Origin of the sequence: Streptomyces sp. 142MFCol3.1, from assembly GCF_000424945.1 — a bacterium.
GTDB classification, from domain to species: domain Bacteria; phylum Actinomycetota; class Actinomycetes; order Streptomycetales; family Streptomycetaceae; genus Streptomyces; species Streptomyces siamensis.
This window is the reverse complement of sequence record NZ_AUKV01000036.1, coordinates 63873-88337: the sequence shown is the minus strand read 5'-3', so window position 1 is coordinate 88337 and position 24465 is coordinate 63873. Positions and strand designations below refer to the sequence as shown.

The window sequence follows — 24465 nt, the reverse complement described above, 5'->3', positions numbered from 1 at the left end:
ACACGAACCCACCGCACCGACACACCGGACCACACGACGGCTGCAACGGGCGGATCACCGGCACGGACCCGACCCACCCACCGGACAGACGGCGAAACGGCCCGACAGCCAGCCCCGCCCCGACAGCCCCGGCCCGGCGAGCCCGACAACCAGCCCCGGCCCGGCCCGGCGAGCCCGACAGCCGGCCCCGGCCCGGCGGGCCCGACGCCTAGGCCGGGATGACGGCCGACACCCGGAACCCGCCCGCATCCGTGGGCCCCGACACGAACACACCCCCCAGAGCGGCCACCCGCTCCTTCATCCCCAGCAGCCCGTTCCCCCCGCTGGGCAGCCGCACGGACGACACGTCCCCCGGCTCCGGCGGGCACTCGTTCTCCACCTGCATGGCGATCTCCGAGACCCGATGGGCGAGCCGGACGTGCGTCTTCGCGCCCGCGGCGTGCTTGTGCACGTTCGTCAGCGCCTCCTGCACCACGCGATAGGCGGTCTGCTCCACCGCGGGCGCGTAGTCCCGTACGTCCCCGTGCACCGACAGCTCGACCACCATCCCCGCCGCGGCCGACTGCCCCACGAGCTCGTCCAACTCGGCGAGACAGGGCCCGTCAACGGAGTCGTCGGCGGCCCGCGACGCCGCCGCCGCGGCCGCCGCACCCACCGCCGCGAGCGGCACGGAGGGCGCGGGGGGCACCGCCGCGGACGGGACCCGCGCGTCCGCCCCCTCCCCGGTCCGCAGCACGCCGAGCATCTCGCGCAGCTCGGTCAGCGCCTGCCGCCCCATGTCACCGACGAGCGCCGCGTTCTTCACGGCCTTCTCCGGATCCTTGCGGGCCACGGCCTGGAGAGCCGCGGCGTGCACGACCATCAGGGACACCCGGTGCGCGACCACGTCGTGCATGTCCCGCGCGATCCGCGTCCGCTCCTCGTTGCGGGCCCACTCGGCCCGCTCCTCGGCCCGCTCGGCGAGCAGCTGGAGCTCCCGCTCCAGCGAGTCCGCCCGCTCCCGCAGACTCTCCATGAGCCTGCGCCGCGCCCCCACGTAGAGGCCGAGGAGCACGGGCGGAGCGGTCATGCCGATGGCGGTCGTGATGGAGATGAAGGGGACGAACCAGTCCCCCATGGTCACGTCGCCGCGCACCACCCCCTGGTGGGCGCGTACGAACGTGACGATGAGCATGCCGGCGAAGGACATCCCCGCCAGCGCGCCGATGATGCGCCGCGGCAGCTCGGACGCGGCGAGTGTGTACAGCCCGACGAGTCCCATCAGGAACCCCATCTGGGCGGGTGTGACGGCGATGGACACGAGGACGACGGCGATGGGCCACTTCCGGCGCAGCAGCAGCACCGACCCGGCGGCCGCCCCGAACGCGACTCCCACCGGTACGGGCAGTCCCGCGTCGTTCGCGAACCGGACTCCCTCTCCCGCGCACTCGGCCGCCGACGCCAGCGCGAGGCCTCCGTCGAGCACCGCACTGCGCCACCTGACCCACCACCACGGCCCGGTCCCGGCCGTGGTGTGCTCTTCCCCCGTCGTGGTCATGTCTCCCAGCCTACGGGCGCGCCCCGCCCCTTTTCCGGTGAGTTTCGGCTACCCGACTGCACCACACCGCGAAATCGAACAGAAGCGAAACTCCCCGTTATCCCTCGAACTGCTGAATCGATCACCGTTCGACCACGGAACGTCGCATTCCGCCCGGCCGGTATGCCCCGGGCACTCGCTTCCGCCCAGGCCGGACGGCCGACGCCCAGGCCCGACCATCAACCCGCCCGAGCCGGACCACCGGCCCACCGAAGTTCACGGAAGTTCACCGACAGTCCGCCGAAGTCCGCCGAAGCGCGCAGCCGCACCGTCACACCGTCGCACCGAAGGCGCCCGGTACGGCATAGTGTTGTCCGCGCACTGCGCCGATCAACCAATACGGACATGGCGCGCGATCCATCCCGGGTCGTCTAATGGCAGGACAAATGGTTTTGGTCCATTGAATGAGGGTTCGATTCCTTCCCCGGGAGCTCGCACCGAGTGGGCCCTGACAGCATCGTCAGGGTCCACTCTCATGTCGCTCCTGATACGCCCCGGTATCCTGCGGATGTCCACACCCCCCGAAGACCCCGCAGTCATCCGAAGCCGAAGGGCAATTCCGTGAGCGCCAATCGCCCGGCAGCCGTCGTCGTCCTCGCAGCGGGTGAGGGCACCCGTATGAAGTCGGCCACACCCAAGGTCCTGCACGAACTGTGCGGCCGTTCCCTGGTGGGCCATGTACTCGCCGCAGCCCGCGAGTTGGAGCCCGAGAATCTGGTCGTCGTGGTGGGCCACGCGCGCGAGAAGGTCACCGCGCATCTCGCCGGGACCGACTCCGGCGTACGGACGGCGGTGCAGGCCGAGCAGAACGGCACCGGGCACGCCGTGCGGATGGGCCTGGAGGAGCTGGGCGGCCAGGTGGACGGCACCGTCGTCGTGGTCTGCGGCGACACCCCCCTGCTGAGCGGCCGGACGCTGCGCGAGCTCGCCGCCACCCACAGCGCCGACGGCAACGCGGTCACCGTGCTGACCGCGGAGGTCCCGGACGCCACCGGTTACGGCCGCATCGTGCGGGACGGCGCGAGCGGCGCGGTCACCGCGATCGTCGAGCACAAGGACGCGAGCGAGTCGCAGCGGGCGATCCGCGAGATCAACTCCGGAGTGTTCGCGTTCGACGGGCAGCTCCTCGCGGACGCGCTCGGCAAGGTGCGCACGGACAACAGCCAGGGCGAGGAGTACCTGACCGACGTCCTGGGGATCCTGCGTGAGGCGGGGCACCGCGTGGGGGCGGCCGTGGCCGGCGACCACCGGGAGATCGCCGGCATCAACAACCGCGTACAGCTGGCCGAGGCGCGCCGGATCCTCAACGACCGGCTGCTCACCGAGGCGATGCTCGCCGGGGTGACGGTCGTCGACCCGGCGACGACGTGGGTGGACGTCACGGTCACGTTCGAGCAGGACGCGATCGTGCACCCGGGCACACAGCTCCAGGGCGCGACGCACCTCGGCGAGGGCGCCGAGGTCGGCCCCAACTCCCGCCTGACGGACACCACGGTGGGCGCGGGAGCGCGCGTCGACACCACGGTGGCGAACGGCGCGGAGGTCGGCCCGCAGGCCTCGGTCGGCCCGTTCGCCTACCTCCGGCCGGGCACACGCCTGGGCCCGAAGGCCAAGGTGGGCACGTACGTCGAGACGAAGAACTCCTCGATCGGCGAGGGCACCAAGGTGCCGCACCTGTCGTACGTGGGAGACGCGACGATCGGCGAGTACTCGAACATCGGCGCCGCGAGCGTCTTCGTGAACTATGACGGAAAGGACAAACACCACACGACGGTGGGCTCGCACTGCCGCACCGGTTCGGACAACATGTTTGTGGCTCCCGTCACGGTCGGGGACGGCGCGTACACCGCGGCGGGCTCGGTGATCACGAAGGACGTGCCGCCCGGCTCACTGGCCGTGGCCCGTGGCCAGCAGCGGAATATCGAGGGTTGGGTGGCCCGCAAGCGTCCGGGAAGCGCGGCCGCGAAGGCGGCCGAAGCGGCTTCCCGGGAGCAGGGCGGCGAAGCCTGACCGGAAACAGGCACGTCTGACACGGCGTACCGTGATAAGTGCACATCCGCACCGTGCACCCGCACCCCCAGCTGAGACCACCTCTCATCACCCAGCTGAGACACCTCTGAGGAGACAGTGCTGTGACCGGGATCAAGACGACCGGCGAGAAGAAGATGATGTTCTTCTCCGGCCGCGCCCACCCCGAGCTTGCCGAGGAGGTCGCCCACCAGCTGGGTGTCGGGGTCGTCCCGACGAAGGCCTTCGACTTCGCGAACGGCGAGATCTACATCCGCTACCAGGAGTCCGCCCGCGGCGCCGACTGCTTCCTGATGCAGAGCCACACGGCTCCGATCAACAAGTGGATCATGGAACAGCTGATCATGATCGACGCTCTGAAGCGGGCTTCCGCGCGGAGCATCACGGTGATCGTTCCGTTCTACGGTTACGCGCGCCAGGACAAGAAGCACCGCGGACGTGAACCCATCTCGGCGCGTCTGATCGCGGACCTGATGAAGACGGCGGGCGCGGACCGCATCCTCACGGTCGACCTGCACACCGACCAGATCCAGGGCTTCTTCGACGGACCGGTGGACCACCTGTTCGCGCTGCCGATCCTCGCGGACTACGTGGGCGCCAAGGTCGACCGGTCCAAGCTCACGGTCGTCTCGCCGGACGCCGGCCGGGTGCGGGTCGCCGACCGCTGGTGCGACCGTCTGGACGCGCCGCTGGCGATCGTGCACAAGCGCCGCGACAAGGACGTCGCGAACCAGGTCACCGTGCACGAGGTCGTCGGTGACGTGAAGGGCCGCGTCTGCATCCTGGTCGACGACATGATCGACACCGGCGGCACCATCTGCGCCGCCGCGGACGCGCTGTTCGCGCACGGCGCCGAGGACGTCATCGTGACCGCCACGCACGGCGTGCTGTCCGGTCCGGCGGCCGACCGCCTGAAGAACTCCAAGGTCAGCGAGTTCGTCTTCACGGACACCCTGCCCACCCCGGGCGAGCTGGAGCTCGACAAGATCACGGTCCTCTCGATCGCGCCGACGATCGCGAACGCGGTGCGTGAGGTGTTCGAGGACGGCTCGGTGACGAGCCTGTTCGAGGAGCAGTAGGCCTCGCCCGCACCGGTCGACGGACCGGGCCGCTCCCGGTCCGGTTAGATCGATTTCGGATACGGCCTCCCCGCCGCGTAAGCTGTCACAGTTGCTCGGCGAGGGAGGCCGTTCCGCGTTCAGACGCGGACACGGCGGTCCGTTATCGACGCGCTCTTCGTAGCAGGCCGATGGTTTGGCCGGGTGACGCCATCCCCGAGATCTACGAGGAGTGAAGATGTCCGAGGTCAAGCTCACCGCCGAGACCCGTACCGAGTTCGGCAAGGGTGCCGCCCGCCGCGTCCGCCGCGAGAACAAGGTTCCCGCCGTCGTCTACGGTCACGGCACCGACCCCATCCACGTGACGCTGCCGGGCCACGAGCTGCTGCTCGCGCTGCGCACCCCGAACGTCCTGCTGTCCCTGGACATCGAGGGCAGGAACGAGCTCGCGATCCCGAAGGCCGTCCAGCGCGACGCCATCAAGGGCTTCCTCGAGCACGTCGACCTGCTGCTCGTGAAGCGCGGCGAGAAGGTCACCGTCGAGATCCCGGTCCACACGGAGGGCGAGCTGGCCGCGGGCGGCAACCTGCTCGAGCACGTGCTCAACACCCTGCCGGTCGAGGCCGAGGCGACCCACATCCCGGAGTCGGTCACGGTCTCCGTCGAGGGCCTGGAGGCCGGTGCCTCCGTCCACGCCAAGGACATCACGCTGCCCAAGGGCACCACGCTGGCGATCGACGAGGACGCGGTCGTCCTCCAGGTCCTGGCCGCGCAGGCCGAGGAGCCCGCCGCCGAGGGCGAGGAAGAGGCCGCCGAGGCCGGCGCCGAGGCCTGATCCCCGCCGGGATCTCTTCCGTCAGCCGCCGCTCCTTCGCGGAGCGGCGGCTGCCGCGTATCGAGAGCACGGCGTACCGGCAGGACCCGCCAGGTATCCGTCGCCGGGACCCGGCGCGTATCAAGGACACATGGGAGACACGGACGTGACGACCGACGCCAATGCCCCCTGGCTGATCGTGGGCCTCGGCAATCCCGGCCCCGAGTACGCCATGAACCGCCACAACGTGGGCTTCATGGTGGCCGATCTGCTGGCGGAGCGGATCGGCGGGAAGTTCAAGCGGGCCGGGAAGGCCCAGGCGCAGGTGATCGAGGGGCGCATCGGCCCGCCGGGACCGGCGAACCGCCGGGTGGTGCTGGCGAAGCCGATGTCGTACATGAATCTGTCCGGTGGCCCGGTGAACGCGCTGCGCGAGTTCTACAAGGTGCCGGTGGCGAACATCGTCGCCGTCCACGACGAGCTGGACATCGACTACGGGGTGCTGCGCCTGAAGCTGGGCGGCGGCGACAACGGCCACAACGGGCTGAAGTCGATGACGAAGGCGATGGGACCGGACTATCACCGGGTGCGGTTCGGGATCGGCCGGCCGCCGGGCCGTATGCAGGTCGCGGACTTCGTGCTGAAGGACTTCGCGTCGGCGGAGCGCAAGGAGCTCGACTACTTCGTGGACCGCGCGGCGGATGCCGTGGAGTGCCTGGTGATCGAGGGTCTGGAGCGGGCGCAGGGCACGTACAACTCCTGAGCGGGCGCGGCCTCGGGCCCGGACGTGGCCGGGTTCCCGCGGCCGACCGGGCGGGACGCTCGCGCGCCGGGCCGCCGGGCCGCTCGCACCGGCCGGCTCGAGCGGCCGATGTACGCGTACAACTGCCGACTTGTCCCCCACCGGAGTTGACCGAGCGCGCGGCCATGGCCAATGATCCCCGCCATGCCTGCCGTCACCTCCAGTCAGAGCGCGTCCGCCGTGCTGCGGTTCGGGCGGCTCGCGGCGATGGGCACGGTCGCCGGGCTGATCCTCTTCGCGGGCGTGTGGGCCTCCTGGGGCACCGCTCAGCACGTGATGCTCGGCAAGGGCCGGGAGCAGGGCACGATGGTCGTGCGCACGTGCTCGGACGGGCGCTGTTCAGGGCCGTACACGCCGGTGTCGGCGGGTTCGAGTGCTCGCGCGCGCGTGACGATCGACCAGTCGGTCGCGGTGAAGAAGGGCCGGACGTACACGGTCACCGTGAAGCCGGGCAGCGACGACGTCGTCCGCAGCGGCCCCGCCGGGCTCCTCTACTCCTGGGTGCCGCTCGCAGGTGCCCTGCTGCTCGCCTCGGTCGTGGTCGCGGGCGGTCTGCGCCTGACGCGTGCGGCGTGGGCGATGGCGGGCACGGGCGTCGCCCTGCTGACGGTCACCTTCCTCCTCCTGTGAACATCCGGGGCGCCGTCCCCCTGCTGTGAGCGTCCGGGCGTCCCGGTCCTCCCCCTGTGAACGCAGGACCGTCCTGGTCCGGTGAACGCCGAAGGGCGTCCCCACGCGCGCGTGGGGACGCCCTTCGTGCACGGGTGCGGTCAGCCGGTGTTGCGCAGCCCCGCGGCGACACCGTTGACGGTCAGGAGCAGCGCCCTCGACAGCAGCGGGTCCGGCTCCTCACCGGCCGCCGCCTCGTCGCGCTGCCGCTTGAGCAGCGCGACCTGGAGGTAGGAGATCGGGTCGAGGTAGGCGTCGCGGATGGAGAAGGTCTGCTGGAGCACCGGGTTGCTGTCGAGCAGCTTCTCGCCGCCGGTGACCCGCAGCACCTCGCGCACCGTCAGCTCGTGCTCCGCCTCGATGGTGGCGAACACGTGCTTCAGCTCGTCGGGCACGAGGGTGTCGACGTAGTGACGGGCGATCCGCAGGTCCGTCTTGGCCAGCGTCATCTCGACGTTGGAGAGGAAGTTGCGGAAGAAGTGCCACTGTTCGTGCATCTCGTCGAGCACGGTGTCCAGACCGGCTTCCCGCAGCGCCTTCAGGCCGGAGCCCACGCCGAACCAGCCGGGCACGATCTGCCGGGACTGGGTCCAGCCGAAGACCCAGGGGATGGCGCGCAGTCCGTCGAGCGAGACGCCCGAGCCGGGGCGGCGGGAGGGCCGCGAGCCGAGGTGCAGGTCGGCGAGCTGGTCGACCGGCGTGGAGGCGAGGAAGTACGTCGGCAGGTCGGGGTCCTCGACGAGCCGCCGGTAGGCGGAGTGGGCGGCGTCGGAGACGACGTCCATGGCGGCGTCCCAGCGGGCGAGCGCCTCGTCGGACTGGCGCGGCGCGGTGTGCAGGGCGGACGCCTGGAGGGTGGCGGCGACGGTGAGTTCCAGGTTCTCGCGGGCCAGCGAGGGCACGAGGTACTTGTCGGAGATGACCTCACCCTGCTCGGTCACCTTGATCTCGCCCTCCAGGGTGCCCCAGGGCTGCGCGAGGATCGCGTCGTGCGAGGGGCCGCCACCGCGGCCGACGGTGCCGCCGCGGCCGTGGAAGAGCCGCAGCCGTACGCCGTAGCGGTGGGCGACGTCGCGCAGCCGGCGCTGGGCGCGGTGGATCTCCCACTGCGAGGTGGTGATGCCGCCGAACTTCGAGGAGTCGGAGTAGCCGAGCATGACCTCCTGGACGTCCCCGCGCAGCGCCACCAGACGGCGGTAGGACGGGTCGGAGAGCATGTCCTCCAGGATGGTGTCGGCGGCCTTGAGCTCGTCGGTGGTCTCCAGCAGCGGCACGATGCCGATCTTCGCCCAGCCGGCGTGCAGGTCGAGCAGTCCGGCCTCGCGGGCCAGGACGGCGGCTGCGAACACGTCGTCGGCGCCCTGGCACATCGAGATGATGTACGACTCGATGACCTCGGGGCCGAAGATCTCCAGGGCCTTCTTGACCGTCTCGAAGACGCCGAGGGTCTTCTGCCCGGCGGCGTCGAGCGGCGCGGGGGTCGGGGCGAGCGGGCGCCGGGACCTGAGCTCCTTGGCCAGGAGCTTGGCGCGGTAGTCGCGCGGCATGTCGGCGTAGCGCCAGGACTCCTCGCCGAGGCGGTCGAAGAGCTGGCCGAGCGCGTGGTGGTGGGCGTCCGCGTGCTCGCGCACGTCCATGGTGGCGAGCTGGAGGCCGAAGGCGGCGAGGGTGCGGATGGTGCGGTTCATCCGGCCGTCGGCGAACAGGCCGCCGCGGTGCTCGCGCAGCGAGGTCTGGATGAGGGTGAGGTCGCGCAGCAGCTCGGCGGTGCCGAGGTAGTCGCGGCCCGGCTCGTGCGCGGTGCCCTTGGCGAGGCGCTGCTTGGTGTTCTCCAGCTTCTGCCGGATGCAGGTGGCCTTGAGGCGGTAGGGCTCCTCCGCGTTGAGGCGCTTGTAGCGGGGGCTGATCTCCGGGAGGCGTTCGAGGTCGGCCCGCAGGGAGTCCAGGAGCTCCTCGGTGGCGCCGGTGTAGCGGATGGAGTTCGACAGGAAGCCGCGCAGCTCGTCGATGAGGTCGAGTGCGTCGTTGATGCCGTGCTCGTGCTGGAGGATCAGGACGTCCCAGGTGACAGCGGGGGTCACGTTCGGGTTGCCGTCGCGGTCGCCGCCGATCCAGGTGCCGAAGGTGAGGGGCCGGGTCTCGTCCGGGAGGACGACGCCGACGCGCTCCAGCTCGGAGGTGAGGTCCTCCAGGACGTCGCCGACGGCGCCCGCGTGGAGCTCGTCGAGGTAGTAGATCGCGTTGCGGGCCTCGTCGGCGGGTTCCGGGCGGACCACGCGCAGCTCGTCGGTCTGCCACACCAGGTCGATGTTCTCGGCCAGCCGGATGTCGTAGCGGCGGCGGTCGGACTCGATGACCGGGGTTTCCAGGAGGGCCGCGATGCGGCGCAGCTTGTTCAGGACGGAGCGGCGCGCCGCCTCGGTGGGGTGGGCGGTGAAGACCGGGCGCACATTGAGGTTCTTGACCGTCTGCCTCAGGTGCTCGGGGTCGGCGTCCTTGAGCCGGTCGGCCGTCCGGGCGAGGAGACCGCCCTCCGCGGCCCGCCTGGCGCCCAGCTCGCGGCCGCGGTGGACCTGCTCGGTGACGTTGGCGAGGTGGAAGTAGGTCGAGAAGGCGCGGACCAGCTTGGCCGCGGTCTCCAGTTCGGTGCCGCGCAGCAGCTCGGCGGCGGCCTCGCCGTCCTCGCGGGTCAGTCGGCGGACCTTTTCGACCAGTTCCAGCAGCTCGGGGCCTTCCTGGCGGACGAGCGTCTCTCCGAGGAGGTCACCCATTCGGCGGATGTCGGCGCGCAGCTCGCTGCTGGTCGTCGTGGTCTGGTCGTCGGCACTGCTCACAGGTGCGGCTCCTTGCAGTGTTGAAGCTCGTCTGAAGAGTGGGGAATCTCGTTCGAAGCTCGTCTGGGAGGGAACCCGGGTGGCGACCGCGCGGCGGGTGCCGCTTAGGGACGTGGCATCCGGGAAGAAAACAGAACGGACCGCGCTGTCCGACCGACTCCAAGGATAGGTGTCCATGCGGACGCGCAGGCTCACGGGCTCTTGCCGCCGGGCTACGCGCTGCCATACTTACGACGCCGTAGGTTACGCAACCGTAGGGACTCCCGTCAGACGGCGGGGGGACTCTCGGCCGGACCCGGCTCTTCTCCTCACCCTCGAACCCCACAGGGGACGCCCATGACCACGAGCTCCGATGTGATCGACGACGCCCCGGAGGCGAACGACTCCCCGCTCCCGTCCGCCACCCTGGGCGGCGAGCAGAAGCGATCACTCGAACAGATCACGCTTCTTCTCTTCATCACCGTCCCGTTCCTCGCGCTGCTCGCGGCGGTGCCCCTGGCCTGGGGCTGGGGGGTGAGCTGGCTGGACCTCGGTCTGCTGGTGTTCTTCTACTACCTCGGCTGCCACGGCATCACGATCGGTTTCCACCGCTACTTCACGCACGGTTCCTTCAAGGCGAAACGGCCCCTGAGGATCGCTCTGGCGGTCATGGGTTCGCTGGCGGTCGAGGGGCCTCTGGTGCGCTGGGTGGCCGACCACCGCAAGCACCACAAGTTCTCCGACGCGAAGGGCGACCCGCATTCGCCGTGGCGGTTCGGGGAGACGGTCCCGGCCCTGATGAGGGGCCTGTGGTGGGCCCACATCGCCTGGATGTTCGACGAGGAGCAGACCCCGCAGGAGAAGTACGCGCCGGACCTGATCAAGGACCCGGCGATCCGTGCGATCTCCCGGCAGTTCGTCTTCTGGACGGCGCTGTCGCTGGCCCTGCCGGCGCTGATCGGCGGTCTGGTGACGATGTCGTGGTGGGGCGCCTTCACGGGCTTCTTCTGGGGCTCGCTGGTGCGGGTGGCGCTGCTGCACCATGTGACGTGGTCGATCAACTCGATCTGTCACGCGGTGGGCAAGCGCCCGTTCAAGTCGCGTGACCGTTCGGGCAACGTGTGGTGGCTGGCCGTGCTCTCCTGCGGCGAGTCGTGGCACAACCTTCACCACGCGGACCCGACGTCCGCGCGGCACGGCGTGGAGCGCTGGCAGCTGGACTCCTCGGCGCGGATCATCCGCTGGTTCGAGCAGCTCGGCTGGGCGTACGACGTGCGCTGGCCGTCACGCTCCCGTATCGATTCCCGCCGGAATACGGACGGGACCGGCTCCCGGCGCAAGTCGGAAACCGCCGACGCGGCATGATTGACGGCGTGGCGACCGACTCCAGCACTCCGAGCAGCAACGACAAGCCGCGGCGTGCGCGCCGCACCCGCATGACCGGTGCCGAGCGTCGTCAGCAGCTGCTGGAGATCGGCCGCACCCTGTTCGCGGCCAAGGGTTTCGAGGGCACGTCGGTGGAGGAGATCGCGGCCAAGGCCGGCGTCTCCAAGCCGGTGGTGTACGAGCACTTCGGCGGCAAGGAGGGCCTGTACGCGGTGGTCGTGGACCGCGAGATGCGGCGGCTGCTGGACATGGTGACCGGTTCCCTGACCGCCGGGCATCCGCGGGAGCTGTGCGAGCAGGCCGCCTTCGCTCTGCTGGACTACATCGAGGAGTACACGGACGGCTTCCGCATCCTCGTCCGTGACTCGCCGATCCCGCAGTCGACGGGCTCGTTCGCGTCCCTGATCTCGGACATCGCCACCCAGGTGGAGGACATCCTGGGCCGGGAGTTCAAGAGCCGCGGTTTCGACCCGAAGCTCGCGCCGCTGTACGCGCAGGCGCTGGTCGGCATGGTCGCCCTGACGGGCCAGTGGTGGCTGGACGTCCGCAAGCCCCGCAAGGCGGAGGTGGCGGCGCACCTGGTCAACCTCGCCTGGCACGGTCTGGACGGCCTGGAGCCGAAGCCCCGTCTGATCGGGCACCGCAAGTCCTAGCGGGGACCGTGGCGGGGGTCGGGGCCCCCGGTCCCGCTCAGCGGGGTTCGAGGAACTCCAGGCGGTTGCCGACGGGGTCCTCGGAGTAGAAACGACGATGGCCTGGGAGGTCGTCGTCCCAGGTCACGACCGCTCCCAAGGCTTCCAGGCGGGCGGCGTACGCCCTGATGCCGGTGACCCGGAGTCCGGGGTGGGCCTTGCGGGCCGGCCGGAAGTCCTCCTCCACGCCGAGGTGCAGCCGCACCGGCCCGGCCGTGAACCAGCAGCCGCCGCGGGCGGCGAGGACGGGCGGCTTGGGCACCTCGGTCATCCCGAGGACGCCGACGTAGTACGCCCGCAGCCGGTCCTCGGAGCCGGGCGGGGCGGCGAGCTGGACGTGGTCGACGGCGGCGAGCATCAGCGGGCCGTCCGGGCGACGGCGAACAGGCGGCGGAAGGGCAGGACCGTGCCGTAGGGCTCGGCCGGGTAGGCGTCGCGGAGCAGCTCCCGGTACTCGGCGACGAAGGCGTCCCGCGCCTCCGGTTCGTCGGCGAGGGCGGTGAGCACGGGGCGCAGGGCGGTGCCCTTCGCCCAGTCCAGGACCGGGTCCTCGCCCGCCAGCTGCTGCATGTACGTCGTCTCCCAGACGTCCACCGCGCAGCCGAGGCGGGCCAGCCGGTCCAGGTATACGAGCGGGTCGTGGACGGAGTCGCCGGGGCGCAGGAGGCCGCCGAGGTGCTCCTTCCAGCGGGCGGTGCCGGCGAGTTCCCGCAGCAGGGCGTGCAGGGGCGCGTCGAGGTTGTTCGGGACCTGGAAGGCGAGGACGCCTCCGGGGGCGAGGGCGTCGAGCCAGCCCGAGAAGGCGTCGAGGTGGCCCGGCACCCACTGGAGCGCCGCGTTCGAGACGATCAGGTCGTACGTCTGGGTCGGCGCCCAGTCGGTGAGGTCCGCGTGGGCGAAGTCGAGCAGGCCGCCGCCGGCCGTGGCGCCCGCGTACTCCTTCGTCCTGGCGAGCATCTCCGGGGAGTTGTCGTAGCCGGTGATGTGCGCGTCCGGCCAGCGTTCGGCGAGCTGGACGGTGACGTTGCCGGGGCCGCAGCCGAGGTCGGCGATGCGGGCCGGTTCGTGCGGGAGGGCCGGGATGCGGGCAAGGAGGTCGGCGAAGGGCCTCGCACGGTGCTCGGCGTGACGCAGGTACTGGCTCGGGTCCCAGGTGGGGGTGGCGCCGGCGGTCATGGAGGCCTCCTCGTAACGACGGTCGCAAGAGCGGCGGCAGGGCCCGGCGGCCGGGCCCGCGGCGGACCCCCGATCGCCGCGGCCGCGGGGCCGTGCGGCACCGCGGGGCGCCCGGCCGCCTGCCTCCACCTTCACACCCAAGATATCTCGACGTCAAGAGACTCCACATCAAGAGACTTCATGTCGACACAACCATTACACTGATCGTCATGGAGGACGAGGTCGATCGGCTGGTCGCAGCGTGGCGCCGGGAGCGCCCGGACCTCGACGTGGAGCCGCTGGAAGTACTCAGCCGGGTGAGCAGACTGGCCCGGCACCTGGACCGCGCACGCCGCCTGGCTTTCTCCGAGCACAGCCTCGAACCATGGGAGTTCGACGTCCTGACCGCGCTCAGGCGCGCCGGGTCGCCCTATCAGCTCTCCCCCGGCCAGCTGCTCACCCAGACCCTCGTCACCTCGGGCACGATGACCAACCGCATCGACCGGCTGACGAAGAAGGGCCTGGTGGAGCGCCTGCCCGACCCGAGCGACCGCAGGGGTGTGCTGGTACGCCTGACGCACGAGGGCCGCGACCGGGCGGACCAGGCTCTGGCGGGCCTGCTGGAGCAGGAGCGCGCGATCCTGGCGGAGCTCAGCAGGGCCCAGCGCGGCGAACTGGCGGGACTGCTACGCCAGTTGACCGCCCCGTTCGACAACATCCCCGGCTAGGTCGACGGGCCCGACGCCGGCCCGGCGGGCGAGTGCCACGGCGGCCAGCGTCGAGTGCACGCCCAGTTTGCCGAGGACGTTCTGCATGTGCGTCCGGACGGTGTGCGGCGACAGGAACAGCCGCTCGGCCACGGCCTTGCGCCCCAGCCCGGCCACCATGCAGCGCAGCACCTCCCGCTCCCGGGGCGTGAGCGACTCGACGAGCCGCTCGCTCTCCGTCCGGTGCTTGCGCGCCGCGGTCAGCTCCCGCAGCACGCCCGTGAGCAGGGCGGGCGGCAGGTGCGTCTCGTCGCGCAGCACTCCGCGGATGACGGTGAGCAGACGCGACAGGGAGCAGTCCTTGGCGACCCACCCCGAGGCGCCCGCCTGGAGCGCGAGCGCGGCGCGGCGCGGATCGTCCTTCTCCGCCAGTACGACGGTGCGGACGCTCGGCTGCCCGGACCGCACGCCGGCCACGAGCGAGATGCCGTCGACGATGCCGTCCTCGTTGCTCTCCTGGACCTGCACCGCCGGACGCATCCCGGGCAGATTGCCGCCCAGGTCCGCGTCGACGAGCAGCACGTCGAACCGGCGTCCCTCCGCCGCCGCGCGTTCCAGGCAGCGCAGCGCGGCGGGGCCGCTGCCCGCTGCGGACACGTCGACGTCGGGCTCGGCCGCGAGTGCGGCAGCGAGCGACTCGGCGAAGATGCGATGGTCGTCGACGACCAGTACTCGGATGCGAACCACTGAAACCCCCACTGTCGGGGGACGACCGGTGCGGGTACGGCGCCCGAAGTGATCCCGGACCGCTTCCGGTCCGGAAAGCAGGGTGCCTCAGCCGCACGGCCGCCGCCGTGCTGGAAGTGCTACCCCCACTTCGGGCGTCGTACCCGACTGTCTCGCCCCCTGATCAGCACCGGCCCCCACCGGTGCTGTTCATCAGGGTAAGGCGAAGGGCCCGGAGCGGAAGGTAAATTGCAGAACTGGTTGGCCAGCGCGTTTATGGTGAGCCTTATGTTTCGTATCGAGACAGGAGACGACAAAGAGCGGCGGGATCTGCTCCGCCGAAGTCTGCTCGACACCAACACGCGGGCGTCTCCCGTCCTCCGCGCCCTGCGCGGAACCCCTGGTGAACGGGAAGTTCCGCTCCACGTCTGGGCCTTGGACGCCGACGGCGCACTCGCCGGGGGACTGGTCGGCCACACCTGGGCGACGTGGCTGCACGTGACATACCTGTGGGTCGACGACCGGCACCGCGGCGCCGGGCTCGGCTCGCGCCTGCTCGCGAAGGCCGAGCGGCTGGCCGGCGAGGAGCGCGGCTGCCGCGCCGCCCGTCTGGAGACCTGGGACTTCCAGGCCCCCGGCTTCTACCGTCGCCACGGCTACGACGTGGTCTGCGTGATCCCGGACTATCCACCGGGCGTCACGGAGTACACCCTGACCAAGCAACTGGCCTGACGGCGGCGGGCTCCGGCCGGGCGGACCGCTTCGCGCGGCCCGCCCGGCGTCCTCGCTCAGACCAGGCGGCGCGCCCCCGCGGACGGGACCGCCGGGAAGACACGCGGGGCGGTGTACCCCGCGGCGGCGAAGGCCTCGGCCACCGCCTTGGTGACCGTGTCCACGTCGGCCGACTCCACCAGGACGACCGCCGACCCGCCGAAGCCGCCTCCCGTCATGCGCGCGCCCAGCGCCCCGGCCGCGTTGGCCGTCGCCACCACGAGGTCCAGCTCCGGGCAGGAGATCCGCAGGTCGTCCCGCAGGGAGACGTGACCTTCGGTGAGGACCGGCCCGATCGCCCGGACGTCACCCGCGTCCAGCAGGGCGATGACCTGTTCCACCCGGTGGTCGTCGGACACGACGTGCCGGACGTAACGGCGGACCCGCTCGTCCGACAGCCGCGCCAGCGCCGCGTCGAGGCCGGTGTAGGGCACGTCCCGCAGATGGGAGACGCCCAGCTGCCGCGCGCCCTCCTCGCACCCTGCACGCCGCTCGGCGTACGCCCCGTCGCCCAGGGCGTGCTTCACCCGGGAGTCGACGACCAGCAGTTCGAGCCCATGGGCGGCCAGGTCGAACGGGACCTGGCGGATCGACAGGTCCCGGCAGTCGAGGTGCAGGGCGTGCCCCTCGGTGCAGCAGGCCGATGCGGTCTGGTCCATGATCCCGCAGGGCACGCCCACGAAGTCGTTCTCGGCCCGCTGCGCAAGGCGCGCCAACTCCGGTCCGGTGAGACCGAGTTCGTACAGGTCGTTGAGGGCGAGCGCCGTCACGACCTCCAGCGCCGCGGACGAGGAGAGGCCCGCCCCGGTGGGCACGGTCGAGGCGAGATGCAGATCGGCGCCGCCGACCGCGTGCCCCGCCTGGCCGAGCGCCCACACCACACCGGCCGGGTACGCGGCCCAGCCCGTGTCGGACAGCGGGACCAGCGCGTCCATGTCCAACTCGACGACCGGCCCCCCGATGTCCGCGGAGTGCAGCCGCAGCACCCGGTCCGCACGCCGCGACACGGCCGCCACGGCCGTGTGCGGCAGCGCGAGCGGCATGACGAACCCCTCGTTGAAGTCCGTGTACTCGCCGATCAGGTTGACCCTGCCGGGCGCCGCCCAGACACCCTCGGGTGCGGCGCCGTACAGCTCTTCGAAGCCCTCGCGAACCCCCACCTACTGCTCCTTCGACCTGCTCTGTGCGAACTCCCACGCGTCCGCGACGATCCCCGCGAGATCCGCGCGGGACGGATTCCAGCCGAGGCGCTCCCGGGCGGCCTCGGCCGACGCGACCAGCACCGCCGGGTCGCCGCCGCGGCGCGGCGCCACGACCTCGGGCACGGGGTGGCCGGTGACCTGGCGCACCGTCTCGATGACCTCGCGGACGGAGAAGCCGTTGCCGTTGCCGAGGTTGCAGATCAGATGCTCGCCGGGGGTGGCGGCCGCGACCGCCAGCAGATGGGCCTCGGCGAGGTCGGCGACATGGATGTAGTCGCGGATGCAGGTGCCGTCCGGCGTCGGGTAGTCGTCGCCGTAGACCGAGATGGCGTCGCGGCGGCCCTGGGCGACCTGGAGGACGAGCGGAATGAGGTGCGACTCCGGGTCGTGGCGCTCGCCGCGGGAGCCGTAGGCGCCCGCCACGTTGAAGTAGCGCAGGGAGACCGCGCCGAGTCCGTGCGCCGCCGCCTCACCGGTGATCATGTGGTCGACGGCGAGCTTCGAGGCGCCGTACGGGTTGGTCGGCCGCGTGGGGGCGGTCTCGACGATCGGGGTCCGCTCCGGCTCGCCGTAGGTGGCGGCGGTGGACGAGAAGACCAGCTTGCGGACGCCCGCCTCACGCATCGCGGCGAGCAGCGCCATCGTGCCGCCGACGTTGTTGTCCCAGTACTTCTCGGGCTTCACGACGGACTCGCCGACCTGCGAGAAGGCGGCGAAGTGCAGCACGGCGTCGTACGAGGAGTCCAGCCACTTGGCGGCGTCGCGGATGTCGCCCTCGACGAAGGCGGCCCCGGCGGGCACGCCCTCGCGGAACCCGGTCGAGAGGTTGTCGAGGACGGTGACCTCGTGCCCGGCCTCGAGCAGGTGTTGCGCGACCACGCTGCCCACATAGCCCGCGCCGCCGGTGACCAGGTACTTCCCACTCATGAACTCGCTACCTCTCGCAGTCGCTGGGCCGCGGTCTCCGGCGGCACGTCGTTGATGAACACGCTCATGCCGGATTCGGAACCCGCGAGGAACTTCAGCTTGCCGGAAGTGCGGCGGATGGTGAAAAGCTCGAGGTGGAGCGCGAAGTCGTCCCGGTTGACGCCGTCGAACTCCTCCAGCGTGCCGAACGGCGCCTGGTGCCATGCGGCGATGTACGGCGTCGGGGGCTCACCTGCACCTTCCTTCCCTCCGCCCGGCCCATCGAAGATCCGGTCGAAGCGCCTCAGGAGTTCCAGATAGACCTGGGGGAATTCTCTGCGCGCGTCCGCGTCGAGGCCGAGCAGGTCGGGCACGCGACGGCGCGGATACAGGTGGACCTCGTAGGGCCAGTGCGCCGCGTACGGCACGAAGGCGACCCAGTGGTCGCTCGACAGGACGACCCGGCAGCCGTCGGCGAGCTCACGCGCGACAACCTCGTCGAAGAGGTTCTCGCCGCCGGTCGCCTCCTTGTACGCGGCGAGCGAGCGCAGCATCAGCGCGGTACGCGGGGTGATGAAGGGGTAGCCGTAGATCTGCCCGTGCGGGTGGCCGAGGGTGACGCCGATCTCGGCGCCGCGGTTCTCGAAGCAGAAGACCTGTTCGACGGAGGAGAGATGGGACAGCTCGGCCGTGCGGTCCGTCCACGCCTCCAGGACGAGCCCCGCCTGCTCCTCGGTCAGATCGGCGAAGGAGGCGTCGTGGTCGGAGGTGAAGCAGACGACCTCGCAGCGTCCGGAGTCGCCGGCCAGGGAGGGGAAACGGTTCTCGAAGACCACGACGTCGTACGAGGAGTCCGGGATCTCGCTCAGCCGCTCGCCCTGGGAGGGGCACAGGGGGCATTGGTCGGCCGGCGGGTGGTAGGTGCGGCCCTGGCGGTGCGAGGCGACGGCGACGCTGTCGCCGAGCAGCGGGTCGCGGCGGATCTCGGAAGTCGTGACGGTGCGCTCCAGAGGACGCCGGTCGACCGCGTCGCGCACGGTGTCGTCGCGCAGGTCGTAGTAGATGAGCTCACGACCGTCGGCCAGTCGGGTCGAGGTCTTCTTCACGTCGGACTCCCCAGTCGAGCCACCGAACCTTCAAACAGAACCCAACATACCAGAACACAAGCCACCACGATCCCCACCATCACAATCAAACAAAGAACACCATCAGAAGTGTTCAATTACTGAACATGGAGGCATAGGTTCCGCTCAGGTTCAGTTCGCGAGACGAAGCGAGTACGCATGCAAACCCCCACACATATCCCCACAGAACTGGCGGCGGGGCTACGGCTCCCCACCAACGGGCTCGATTACGCGATCATGGCGATCTACTTCGCCGTGGTTCTCGGCATCGGCCTCGCCGCCCGCCGCTCGGTGAAGACGACCCTGGACTTCTTCCTGTCGGGCCGGTCGCTGCCCGCCTGGATCACCGGCCTGGCCTTCATCTCGGCCAACCTGGCCGCCACCGAGATCCTCGGCATGGCAGCGAACAGCGCCCAGTACGGCGCCTACACCGTCCACTGGTACTGGATCGGCGCCATCCCCGCCATGGTCTTCCTCGGCCTGGTGATGATGCCCTTCTACTACGGCAGCAAGGTCCGCTCCGTCCCGGAGATGCTGCTGCTCCGCTTCGACAAGTCGGCCCACCTGCTGAGTTCGATCCTGTTCGCCTTCGCGGCCGTCCTGATCGCCGGCGTGAACCTCTACGCCCTCGCGATCGTCGTCGAGGCGCTCCTCGGCTGGCCGCAGTGGGTGGCCATCCTGGTCGCCGGCTTCTTCGTGCTCGCCTACATCACGCTCGGCGGCCTGTCCTCGGCGATCTACAACGAGGTGCTCCAGTTCTTCGTGATCCTGGCGGCCCTCATCCCGATCGTCGTGCTCGGCCTGAAGAAGGTCGGCGGCTGGGGCGGCCTGACCGACTCCCTCTCCAAGACCCACGGTCACGACTTCGTCACCGCCTGGGGCGGCACCGGCATCGGCAGCGCCAACCCGCTCGGCGCCAACTGGCTGACCATCGTGCTCGGCCTCGGCTTCGTCCTGTCCTTCGGCTACTGGACCACCAACTTCGCCGAGGTGCAGCGCGCCCTGTCCGCGAAGAACCTCTCCGCCGCCCAGCGCACCCCGCTGATCGCCGCGTTCCCGAAGATCTTCATCGTCTTCCTGGTGATGATCCCGGGTCTGGTCGCCGCCGTCCTCGTGCCCAGGATCGGCACCCCCGGCTCCGACCTCCAGTACAACGACGCCATCCCCTACCTGATGCAGGAGCTGCTGCCCAACGGCGTGCTCGGCATCGCTGTGACCGGTCTGCTCGCCGCCTTCATGGCCGGCATGGCCGCCAACGTCTCCTCCTTCAACACGGTGTTCACCAACGACATCTGGGCGAAGTACGTGGTCCGGGGCCGCGAGGACGAGTACTACGTGCGCTTCGGCCGCCTCATCACCGCGATCGGTGTGGCCGCCTCGGTGGGCACGGCGTTCCTGGCGTCGTCGTTCTCGAACATCATGAGCTACCTCCAGACGCTCTTCTCCTTCTTCAACGTGCCGATGTTCGTCGTCTTCATCGTCGGCATGTTCTGGAAGCGCGCCTCCACCAAGTCCGGCTTCTGGGGCCTGCTCGCCGGCACCGTGACCGCGATGGTGAACTACTTCGTCCTCTACAAGCGCGGCATCATCGACATCCCCACCGACCAGGGCGCCAACTTCGTCTCCGCGATCGCGGGCTTCGTCGCCGGCGCGGTCGTCATGGTCGTCGTGTCGCTGTTCACCGCCCCGAAGCCGGAGGAGGAGCTCCAGGGCCTGGTCTACGGAACCCGCTCCCCCGGCATGGCGGAACCGCCCGCCCCCGGGGACGACGCCTGGTACCGCAAGCCGGCCCTGCTGGGCTGGGGCGCAGTGATCATCGCGGCCGCCTGCTACATCCCGTTCTCGTTCTGATCGCGGGAGGATTGAGAAACCATGACCGAGCATTCCGGACACTCCGGGTACTCCGAGAAGGACGTCCAGCGGGAAGTCACCGAGCTGGAGGGCAAGTCCGCCACCGCCGCCCGCATCTTCGACCTGCGCCGCATCATCGGACTCCTGTTCGTGCTCTACGGCCTCATCGTCGGGATCACCGGCCTCACCGACTCCGACGCCGCCATCGAGAAGGCCCAGGGCGTCAACATCAACCTGTGGACCGGCCTGGGCATGCTGCTCCTCGGCGTGTTCTTCCTCGTCTGGCTGAAGCTGCGTCCGACGCCGCCGCCGACACCCCACGTCCTGCCCGAGGAGCAGGACAGCGAGTAGCGTCCGCGTACGGGGCTGGAGTTCTTCGGGACTCCGGCCCCGTACCGCTGTAGGCATCCCCTGCCCCGTCCACCGAGAAGGAGCGCACCCCTCATGACCACGCCGAACGCCACCGACCGGCCCGTGAAGCTCACCGTGAGCGTCCTCGGCACCGGGATCATGGGAGCCGCGATGGCCCGCAGCCTCGCACGGGCCGGACACACCGTCAGGGCCTGGAACCGCAGCCGCGACAAGGCCGAGCCGCTGGCCGCCGACGGCATCCACGTCGCCGGCACCCCCGCCGAGGCGGTCCGGGACGCCGAGGTCGTCCTCACCGTGCTGTACGACGGTGCCGCCGCCCTCGACGTCATGCGGCAGGCGGCGCCCGGCCTGCGCCCCGGCACCGCCTGGGTGCAGTCGACGACCGCGGGCATCGAGTCCGTCCCCGAACTGGCCGGCTTCGCCCGCGAGCACGGGCTGGTCTTCTTCGACGCGCCGGTCCTCGGGACCCGCCAGCCCGCCGAGGCGGGGCAGCTGACCGTGCTGGCGGCCGGCCCGGCCGCCGACCGCGACACCGTGACGCCGGTCTTCGACGCCGTAGGCTCACGCACCGTGTGGACCGGCGAGGACGGCGCGGCCGGCAGCGCGACGCGCCTCAAGCTCGTCGCCAACAGCTGGGTCCTCGCGGCCACCGCCGCCACCGGCGAGGTCCTCGCCCTGGCGCAGGGCCTGGGCGTGGACCCGCACGGCTTCTTCGACCTGATCGCCGACGGCCCGCTCGACATGGTCTATCTGCGCGCCAAGGCCGACCTGGTCCTGGAGGACCGGCTGACACCGGCGAGCTTCGCGGTCGCCACCGCCGAGAAGGACGCCCGTCTGATCGTCCGGGCCGGAGAGCACAACGGCGTCCGCCTCGACGTGGCCGCCGCGGCCGCTGAGCGCTTCGCCCGCGCCGCCGCCCAGGGCCACGCCGACGAGGACATGGCCGCCGCCTACTTCGCCAGCTTCGACGAGCGGCGGCCCTCCGCCTAGACCCCGGATCTCACAGGGGCTCCTCCGTCCCGCCGGGCGGGGCCGTCACCGGCCCCGCCCGGTCCAGCAGACCGGTGCGGGCGGCCAGCGCCGCCGCCTCCAGACGCGATCCCACACCGAGCTTCATCAGCACCCGCTGCACATGGGTGCGGGCCGTCGACGGGGCTATTCCCATGCCGGCCGCGATGAGCCGGGTGTCCTCGCCGTCCGCGACCCGCACGAGGACCTCCACCTCGCGCGGAGTGAGCATCTGGAGCAGCCGCTGCCCCTCGTCGTCGGGCTGGGCGGCCGGGTTGAGCAGTTCGCTGAAGGCGCCCTGGAGCAGCTGCGGGGCCACGGCCGCCTCACCCGCGCGCGCCTTCATGATCGCGCGCTCGACGCCCTCTATGCGTTCGTCGTGGCGTACGTAGCCCGACGCGCCGGCGGCGAACGCGGCGGCGATGCCCCGCGGGTTCGGCACCGGGCCCAGGACGAGGACGGCCACCTGCGGCCGTTCCCGCTTGATCTTCACCACCGGGTCGAAGATCCCCGGCTCGGCCGGTGCGGCCGTGCCGAGCAGGCACACCTCGGGTGCCCGTGTGATCACCAGCTCCGCCGCCCCCGCGGCGGGCGCCGCCGCGGCGAGCACCCGGTGCCCGCGCAGCTTCAAGGCCGAGGCCAACGCCTCGGCGAGCAATCGGTGGTCGTCGACCACCATGAGCCGCACTCCCATCAGGCAACCCCCCAGTCCCCCCAAGCATCCCCACTGGTTCCCCGTGGATTAGGAGCCCCCCGGCTCTCCATCCCCCGGAAGCTACACGCTTGTTCGACGTTGCGCTTCCCCTACTGGAGAGATGTGCCCCGGAATATCGAAATCCCTCCCATTCGGGAGTGATGAGGGGTACGCGTGCGGCCCCGCCCCTGAGCAGGGGCGGGGCCGCACGGCGGGGACCGGCTCGGCTACTGCGCGCCGAAGGCGACCACCAGATACTCCTTGTCGTCCGCGGAGGACGGCTTGTGGGCGTAGACCTGCGACATGTACAGGCGGCCGTCGCGGTAGATGAACTCGGCGTACTCCGGGAGCATGCTGGACTCCGCGTCGCGGACCGATTCGCCCGCCGGGTTCTCCAGGAGCTTGGTCTCCTTGAAGGAGGTGCCGTCGAAGGACACGACCTGCCCGCCCTTGTCGTACGGCGGACGCTTGTAGGCGAGGAGGTCGGTGCCGTCCATGCGCAGCGGGGTGATGGTGTAGCCGTCACCGGCGTCACCGCGCTGACCGGTCTGCTTGCCCGTGGAGAGGTCGAAGGCGACGATCTCGTTGGTGCGGCTGTACTCCCCGGTGCCGTCGTGCTCCTCGGTCGGGATGTAGAGCTTGTCGTTGCCGACGGCGAGACCGGAGCAGTACTCGATCCGGCTGATGCCGTCGCAGCGGGCCGCGTACGTCTTGCCCGGCGCGGAGATCTTCGTGCGCAGCTTGCCGGTCTTGTTGTCGATGGAGAAGAAGTCCGAGATGCCGCTGCCGTCCCCGGCGGAGTCGCCGACGTCGGCGGCCACGACCAGCGGGTCGGTGGAGACGACGCTCGCGTACTCGATGCCGGGCGACATCTTGTACTCCGAGAGCACCTTCCCGGACTTCGGGTCGATGGTCTGGATGTGCAGCTGGCGGGTGCTGCCGTACTCGCCGCACTTGCGGACCGCGACGAGCTTCTCGCCGCCGCCGTAGCCGGCGTCGTAGCAGGTGTCGGTCGGCTTGGGAGCCCACAGCACCTTTCCGGTGGAGATGTCGAAGGCGCCGCCGCCGCTGGTGCTGCCCGCGGCGACCGTGTTCCCGCTCACGGTGACGTTGTCGATGTTGACCAGCTGGTCACCGGACTTGAGCGTCTTGGTCCACAGCTTCTTGCCGGCGTCGAGGTCGAGGGCGGCGAGCTGGCTGCAGCCGTGCGACGGGTCCTCCTTGGTCGGCATGGCGGGCTCGTAGGTGATCGCCGTGCGGTTGGCCTCGGTGGCATGGCGGCTGGCCTGGCACACCGGGCCGGGCAGCTTGATCGTCCACACCTTGGCGCCGGTCTTGGGGTCGTAGCCGTCGACCTCGGCGTTGCCGCTCTTGACGTACACCTTGTCGGTGAGCCAGGAGCCGACGGTGGTGACGCTGCTGTCGTTCTTGACGGCGGGCGCGGGCACCTGGAACAGCAGCTCGGCGCTGGTGTCGGAGGGGACCTTCTCCTTGCCGCCGGTGGAACCGGACGTGCCGTCGCCCTTGCCGCCCTTGCTGCCGCCGGACGTGCTCGCGGTGTTCTTGCCGTCCTTGCCGGAGGACGACGCGTACCAGACACCGCCGCCGACGATCAGCGCGATCACGACCACGGCGGCCACGATGATGACCAGCTGGCTGTTGACCTTCCAGCCGCCGCCACCGCCCTGCGGGGCCTGCGGCTGCATCGGCATGGTCTGCTGCTGCGGGTAGCCGTACGGGGACTGCTGGCCCGGGGCGCCGTACTGCGGCTGCTGTCCGGGGTAGCCGTAACCGGGCTGGGCCGGGGGCGGCGTCTGCGGATAGCCGTACGGCTGCTGCGGGGCGGCGGGTGGAGCCGTCTGCGGCGGCGGGGGCGTCTGCGGGTAGCCGTAGCCGGGGCCCTGCGCGGGCGGCGGGGGCGTCGGGGCGCCGAAGCCGCCGGGGGACGGGTCCTGAGGTGCTCCGAAACCGCCGGGGGGCGGGTCCTGGGGCGCGCCGAAACCGCCCTGCGGGGGCTCGTTCGAAGGAGGCTGGTTCGGCGGCGGGGGCGGCGGCTGACTCATGACGTGTGTACCTCGGATGCGAAGGGGACGAAGGAGTGGGGGGCCCGG

At 70.8% G+C, this 24465-nt stretch carries 22 protein-coding genes and 1 tRNA gene; 13 read left to right on the top strand and 10 right to left on the bottom strand.

Annotated elements, in window-relative coordinates:
- Positions 1–208 precede the first annotated feature (208 nt).
- Positions 209–1537: a sensor histidine kinase gene (locus H305_RS0137145; RefSeq protein ID WP_028804913.1), complete on the bottom strand. Its 1329-nt coding sequence runs from the start codon at positions 1535–1537 to the stop codon at positions 209–211.
- 399 nt (positions 1538–1936) lie between these two features.
- Between H305_RS0137145 and H305_RS0137140 the strand changes: the two genes are divergently transcribed.
- The 6 genes from H305_RS0137140 to H305_RS0137110 all read left to right on the top strand — a co-directional run bounded on the left by H305_RS0137140 (position 1937) and on the right by H305_RS0137110 (position 6908).
- Positions 1937–2007 (top strand) — tRNA-Gln (locus H305_RS0137140).
- 130 nt (positions 2008–2137) lie between these two features.
- The gene (gene glmU, locus H305_RS0137135) at positions 2138–3586 is read left to right on the top strand and encodes a bifunctional UDP-N-acetylglucosamine diphosphorylase/glucosamine-1-phosphate N-acetyltransferase GlmU (RefSeq protein WP_078629432.1); all 1449 of its coding nucleotides are present in this window, start codon (positions 2138–2140) and stop codon (positions 3584–3586) included.
- 122 nt (positions 3587–3708) lie between these two features.
- Complete coding sequence (locus tag H305_RS0137130; RefSeq protein WP_028804911.1) at positions 3709–4683, top strand: ribose-phosphate diphosphokinase; 975 nt, start codon at positions 3709–3711, stop codon at positions 4681–4683.
- Between the two features lie 217 nt (positions 4684–4900).
- Positions 4901–5497, top strand: coding sequence for a 50S ribosomal protein L25/general stress protein Ctc (locus H305_RS0137125; RefSeq protein ID WP_028804910.1), 597 nt, complete (start codon positions 4901–4903; stop codon positions 5495–5497).
- Between the two features lie 130 nt (positions 5498–5627).
- Complete coding sequence (gene pth, locus H305_RS0137120) at positions 5628–6239, top strand: aminoacyl-tRNA hydrolase (protein WP_037766549.1); 612 nt, start codon at positions 5628–5630, stop codon at positions 6237–6239.
- A gap of 171 nt (positions 6240–6410) precedes the next feature.
- The gene (locus H305_RS0137110) at positions 6411–6908 is read left to right on the top strand and encodes a hypothetical protein (RefSeq protein WP_028804908.1); all 498 of its coding nucleotides are present in this window, start codon (positions 6411–6413) and stop codon (positions 6906–6908) included.
- 140 nt (positions 6909–7048) lie between these two features.
- Here the strand turns inward: H305_RS0137110 and ppc are convergent, their stop codons facing one another.
- Complete coding sequence (gene ppc / locus H305_RS0137105) at positions 7049–9781, bottom strand: phosphoenolpyruvate carboxylase (RefSeq protein WP_028804907.1); 2733 nt, start codon at positions 9779–9781, stop codon at positions 7049–7051.
- A 336-nt stretch (positions 9782–10117) separates the two neighbouring features.
- Between ppc and H305_RS0137100 the strand changes: the two genes are divergently transcribed.
- Positions 10118–11125 (top strand): acyl-CoA desaturase, encoded by a 1008-nt coding sequence (locus tag H305_RS0137100; RefSeq protein ID WP_028804906.1) that lies wholly within the window; start codon positions 10118–10120, stop codon positions 11123–11125.
- Positions 11122–11799 carry a TetR/AcrR family transcriptional regulator gene (locus H305_RS0137095; protein WP_028804905.1) on the top strand — a complete coding sequence of 226 codons (678 nt, stop codon included), beginning with the start codon at positions 11122–11124 and terminating at the stop codon, positions 11797–11799. Before H305_RS0137100 ends, H305_RS0137095 begins: the two co-directional genes overlap by 4 nt.
- Before the next feature lie 37 nt (positions 11800–11836).
- On the opposite strand, the gene H305_RS0137090 is transcribed toward H305_RS0137095, so the two are convergent.
- Both H305_RS0137090 and H305_RS0137085 read right to left on the bottom strand, forming a co-directional pair.
- Entirely contained in the window at positions 11837–12196 is a 360-nt protein-coding gene (locus H305_RS0137090) for a VOC family protein (RefSeq protein ID WP_028804904.1), read from the bottom strand.
- Positions 12196–13014 carry a trans-aconitate 2-methyltransferase gene (locus H305_RS0137085; protein WP_028804903.1) on the bottom strand — a complete coding sequence of 273 codons (819 nt, stop codon included), beginning with the start codon at positions 13012–13014 and terminating at the stop codon, positions 12196–12198. Before H305_RS0137085 ends, H305_RS0137090 begins: the two co-directional genes overlap by 1 nt.
- Before the next feature lie 209 nt (positions 13015–13223).
- Here H305_RS0137085 and tamR point away from each other — a divergent pair, with 209 nt between their 5' ends.
- Complete coding sequence (tamR, locus tag H305_RS0137080; RefSeq protein ID WP_028804902.1) at positions 13224–13721, top strand: MarR family transcriptional regulator TamR; 498 nt, start codon at positions 13224–13226, stop codon at positions 13719–13721.
- Here tamR and H305_RS0137075 read toward each other — a convergent pair.
- Positions 13680–14447: a LuxR C-terminal-related transcriptional regulator gene (locus H305_RS0137075; RefSeq protein ID WP_028804901.1), complete on the bottom strand. Its 768-nt coding sequence runs from the start codon at positions 14445–14447 to the stop codon at positions 13680–13682. The genes tamR and H305_RS0137075 overlap by 42 nt on opposite strands.
- 255 nt (positions 14448–14702) lie before the next feature.
- Between H305_RS0137075 and H305_RS0137070 the strand changes: the two genes are divergently transcribed.
- Positions 14703–15158 (top strand): GNAT family N-acetyltransferase, encoded by a 456-nt coding sequence (locus H305_RS0137070; protein WP_028804900.1) that lies wholly within the window; start codon positions 14703–14705, stop codon positions 15156–15158.
- A 56-nt stretch (positions 15159–15214) separates the two neighbouring features.
- Here the strand turns inward: H305_RS0137070 and galK are convergent, their stop codons facing one another.
- From galK to galT, 3 genes are read right to left on the bottom strand one after another with little or no spacing between them, the layout of a single operon-like run.
- Positions 15215–16357: a galactokinase gene (galK, locus tag H305_RS0137065; protein WP_028804899.1), complete on the bottom strand. Its 1143-nt coding sequence runs from the start codon at positions 16355–16357 to the stop codon at positions 15215–15217.
- The gene (gene galE / locus H305_RS0137060; RefSeq protein ID WP_028804898.1) at positions 16358–17326 is read right to left on the bottom strand and encodes a UDP-glucose 4-epimerase GalE; all 969 of its coding nucleotides are present in this window, start codon (positions 17324–17326) and stop codon (positions 16358–16360) included.
- Positions 17323–18411 (bottom strand): galactose-1-phosphate uridylyltransferase, encoded by a 1089-nt coding sequence (galT, locus tag H305_RS0137055; RefSeq protein WP_028804897.1) that lies wholly within the window; start codon positions 18409–18411, stop codon positions 17323–17325. The genes galE and galT overlap by 4 nt, the downstream gene beginning before the upstream one ends.
- Positions 18412–18588: 177 nt before the next feature.
- Here galT and H305_RS0137050 point away from each other — a divergent pair, with 177 nt between their 5' ends.
- The 3 genes from H305_RS0137050 to H305_RS0137040 all read left to right on the top strand — a co-directional run bounded on the left by H305_RS0137050 (position 18589) and on the right by H305_RS0137040 (position 21642).
- Positions 18589–20280 carry a sodium:solute symporter family protein gene (locus tag H305_RS0137050; protein WP_028804896.1) on the top strand — a complete coding sequence of 564 codons (1692 nt, stop codon included), beginning with the start codon at positions 18589–18591 and terminating at the stop codon, positions 20278–20280.
- 21 nt (positions 20281–20301) lie between these two features.
- Positions 20302–20631 carry a hypothetical protein gene (locus tag H305_RS0137045; protein WP_028804895.1) on the top strand — a complete coding sequence of 110 codons (330 nt, stop codon included), beginning with the start codon at positions 20302–20304 and terminating at the stop codon, positions 20629–20631.
- Positions 20632–20724: 93 nt separating this feature from the next.
- Positions 20725–21642 carry an NAD(P)-dependent oxidoreductase gene (locus H305_RS0137040; protein WP_037766545.1) on the top strand — a complete coding sequence of 306 codons (918 nt, stop codon included), beginning with the start codon at positions 20725–20727 and terminating at the stop codon, positions 21640–21642.
- A gap of 10 nt (positions 21643–21652) precedes the next feature.
- Here H305_RS0137040 and H305_RS0137035 read toward each other — a convergent pair whose 3' ends face one another.
- Both H305_RS0137035 and H305_RS0137030 read right to left on the bottom strand, forming a co-directional pair.
- Positions 21653–22354, bottom strand: a complete 702-nt coding sequence (locus tag H305_RS0137035) for a helix-turn-helix transcriptional regulator (protein WP_028804893.1) — start codon at positions 22352–22354, stop codon at positions 21653–21655.
- A gap of 227 nt (positions 22355–22581) precedes the next feature.
- Positions 22582–24417 (bottom strand): PQQ-binding-like beta-propeller repeat protein, encoded by a 1836-nt coding sequence (locus H305_RS0137030; RefSeq protein WP_028804892.1) that lies wholly within the window; start codon positions 24415–24417, stop codon positions 22582–22584.
- Between the last annotated feature and the right edge of the window lie 48 nt (positions 24418–24465).

Bases quoted from the DNA above. Each gene is read 5' to 3' on its own strand.
- H305_RS0137145 (WP_028804913.1), bottom strand. From the start codon at position 1,537: ATGACCACGACGGGGGAAGAGCACACCACGGCCGGGACCGGGCCGTGG.
- H305_RS0137125 (WP_028804910.1), top strand. From the start codon at position 4,901: ATGTCCGAGGTCAAGCTCACCGCCGAGACCCGTACCGAGTTCGGCAAG.
- pth (WP_037766549.1), top strand. From the start codon at position 5,628: ATGGGAGACACGGACGTGACGACCGACGCCAATGCCCCCTGGCTGATC.
- H305_RS0137110 (WP_028804908.1), top strand. From the start codon at position 6,411: ATGATCCCCGCCATGCCTGCCGTCACCTCCAGTCAGAGCGCGTCCGCC.
- H305_RS0137100 (WP_028804906.1), top strand. From the start codon at position 10,118: ATGACCACGAGCTCCGATGTGATCGACGACGCCCCGGAGGCGAACGAC.
- H305_RS0137095 (WP_028804905.1), top strand. From the start codon at position 11,122: ATGATTGACGGCGTGGCGACCGACTCCAGCACTCCGAGCAGCAACGAC.
- H305_RS0137090 (WP_028804904.1), bottom strand. From the start codon at position 12,196: ATGCTCGCCGCCGTCGACCACGTCCAGCTCGCCGCCCCGCCCGGCTCC.
- H305_RS0137085 (WP_028804903.1), bottom strand. From the start codon at position 13,014: ATGACCGCCGGCGCCACCCCCACCTGGGACCCGAGCCAGTACCTGCGT.
- tamR (WP_028804902.1), top strand. From the start codon at position 13,224: ATGGAGGACGAGGTCGATCGGCTGGTCGCAGCGTGGCGCCGGGAGCGC.
- H305_RS0137070 (WP_028804900.1), top strand. From the start codon at position 14,703: ATGGTGAGCCTTATGTTTCGTATCGAGACAGGAGACGACAAAGAGCGG.
- galE (WP_028804898.1), bottom strand. From the start codon at position 17,326: ATGAGTGGGAAGTACCTGGTCACCGGCGGCGCGGGCTATGTGGGCAGC.
- H305_RS0137050 (WP_028804896.1), top strand. From the start codon at position 18,589: ATGCAAACCCCCACACATATCCCCACAGAACTGGCGGCGGGGCTACGG.
- H305_RS0137045 (WP_028804895.1), top strand. From the start codon at position 20,302: ATGACCGAGCATTCCGGACACTCCGGGTACTCCGAGAAGGACGTCCAG.
- H305_RS0137040 (WP_037766545.1), top strand. From the start codon at position 20,725: ATGACCACGCCGAACGCCACCGACCGGCCCGTGAAGCTCACCGTGAGC.
- H305_RS0137035 (WP_028804893.1), bottom strand. From the start codon at position 22,354: ATGGGAGTGCGGCTCATGGTGGTCGACGACCACCGATTGCTCGCCGAG.
- H305_RS0137030 (WP_028804892.1), bottom strand. From the start codon at position 24,417: ATGAGTCAGCCGCCGCCCCCGCCGCCGAACCAGCCTCCTTCGAACGAG.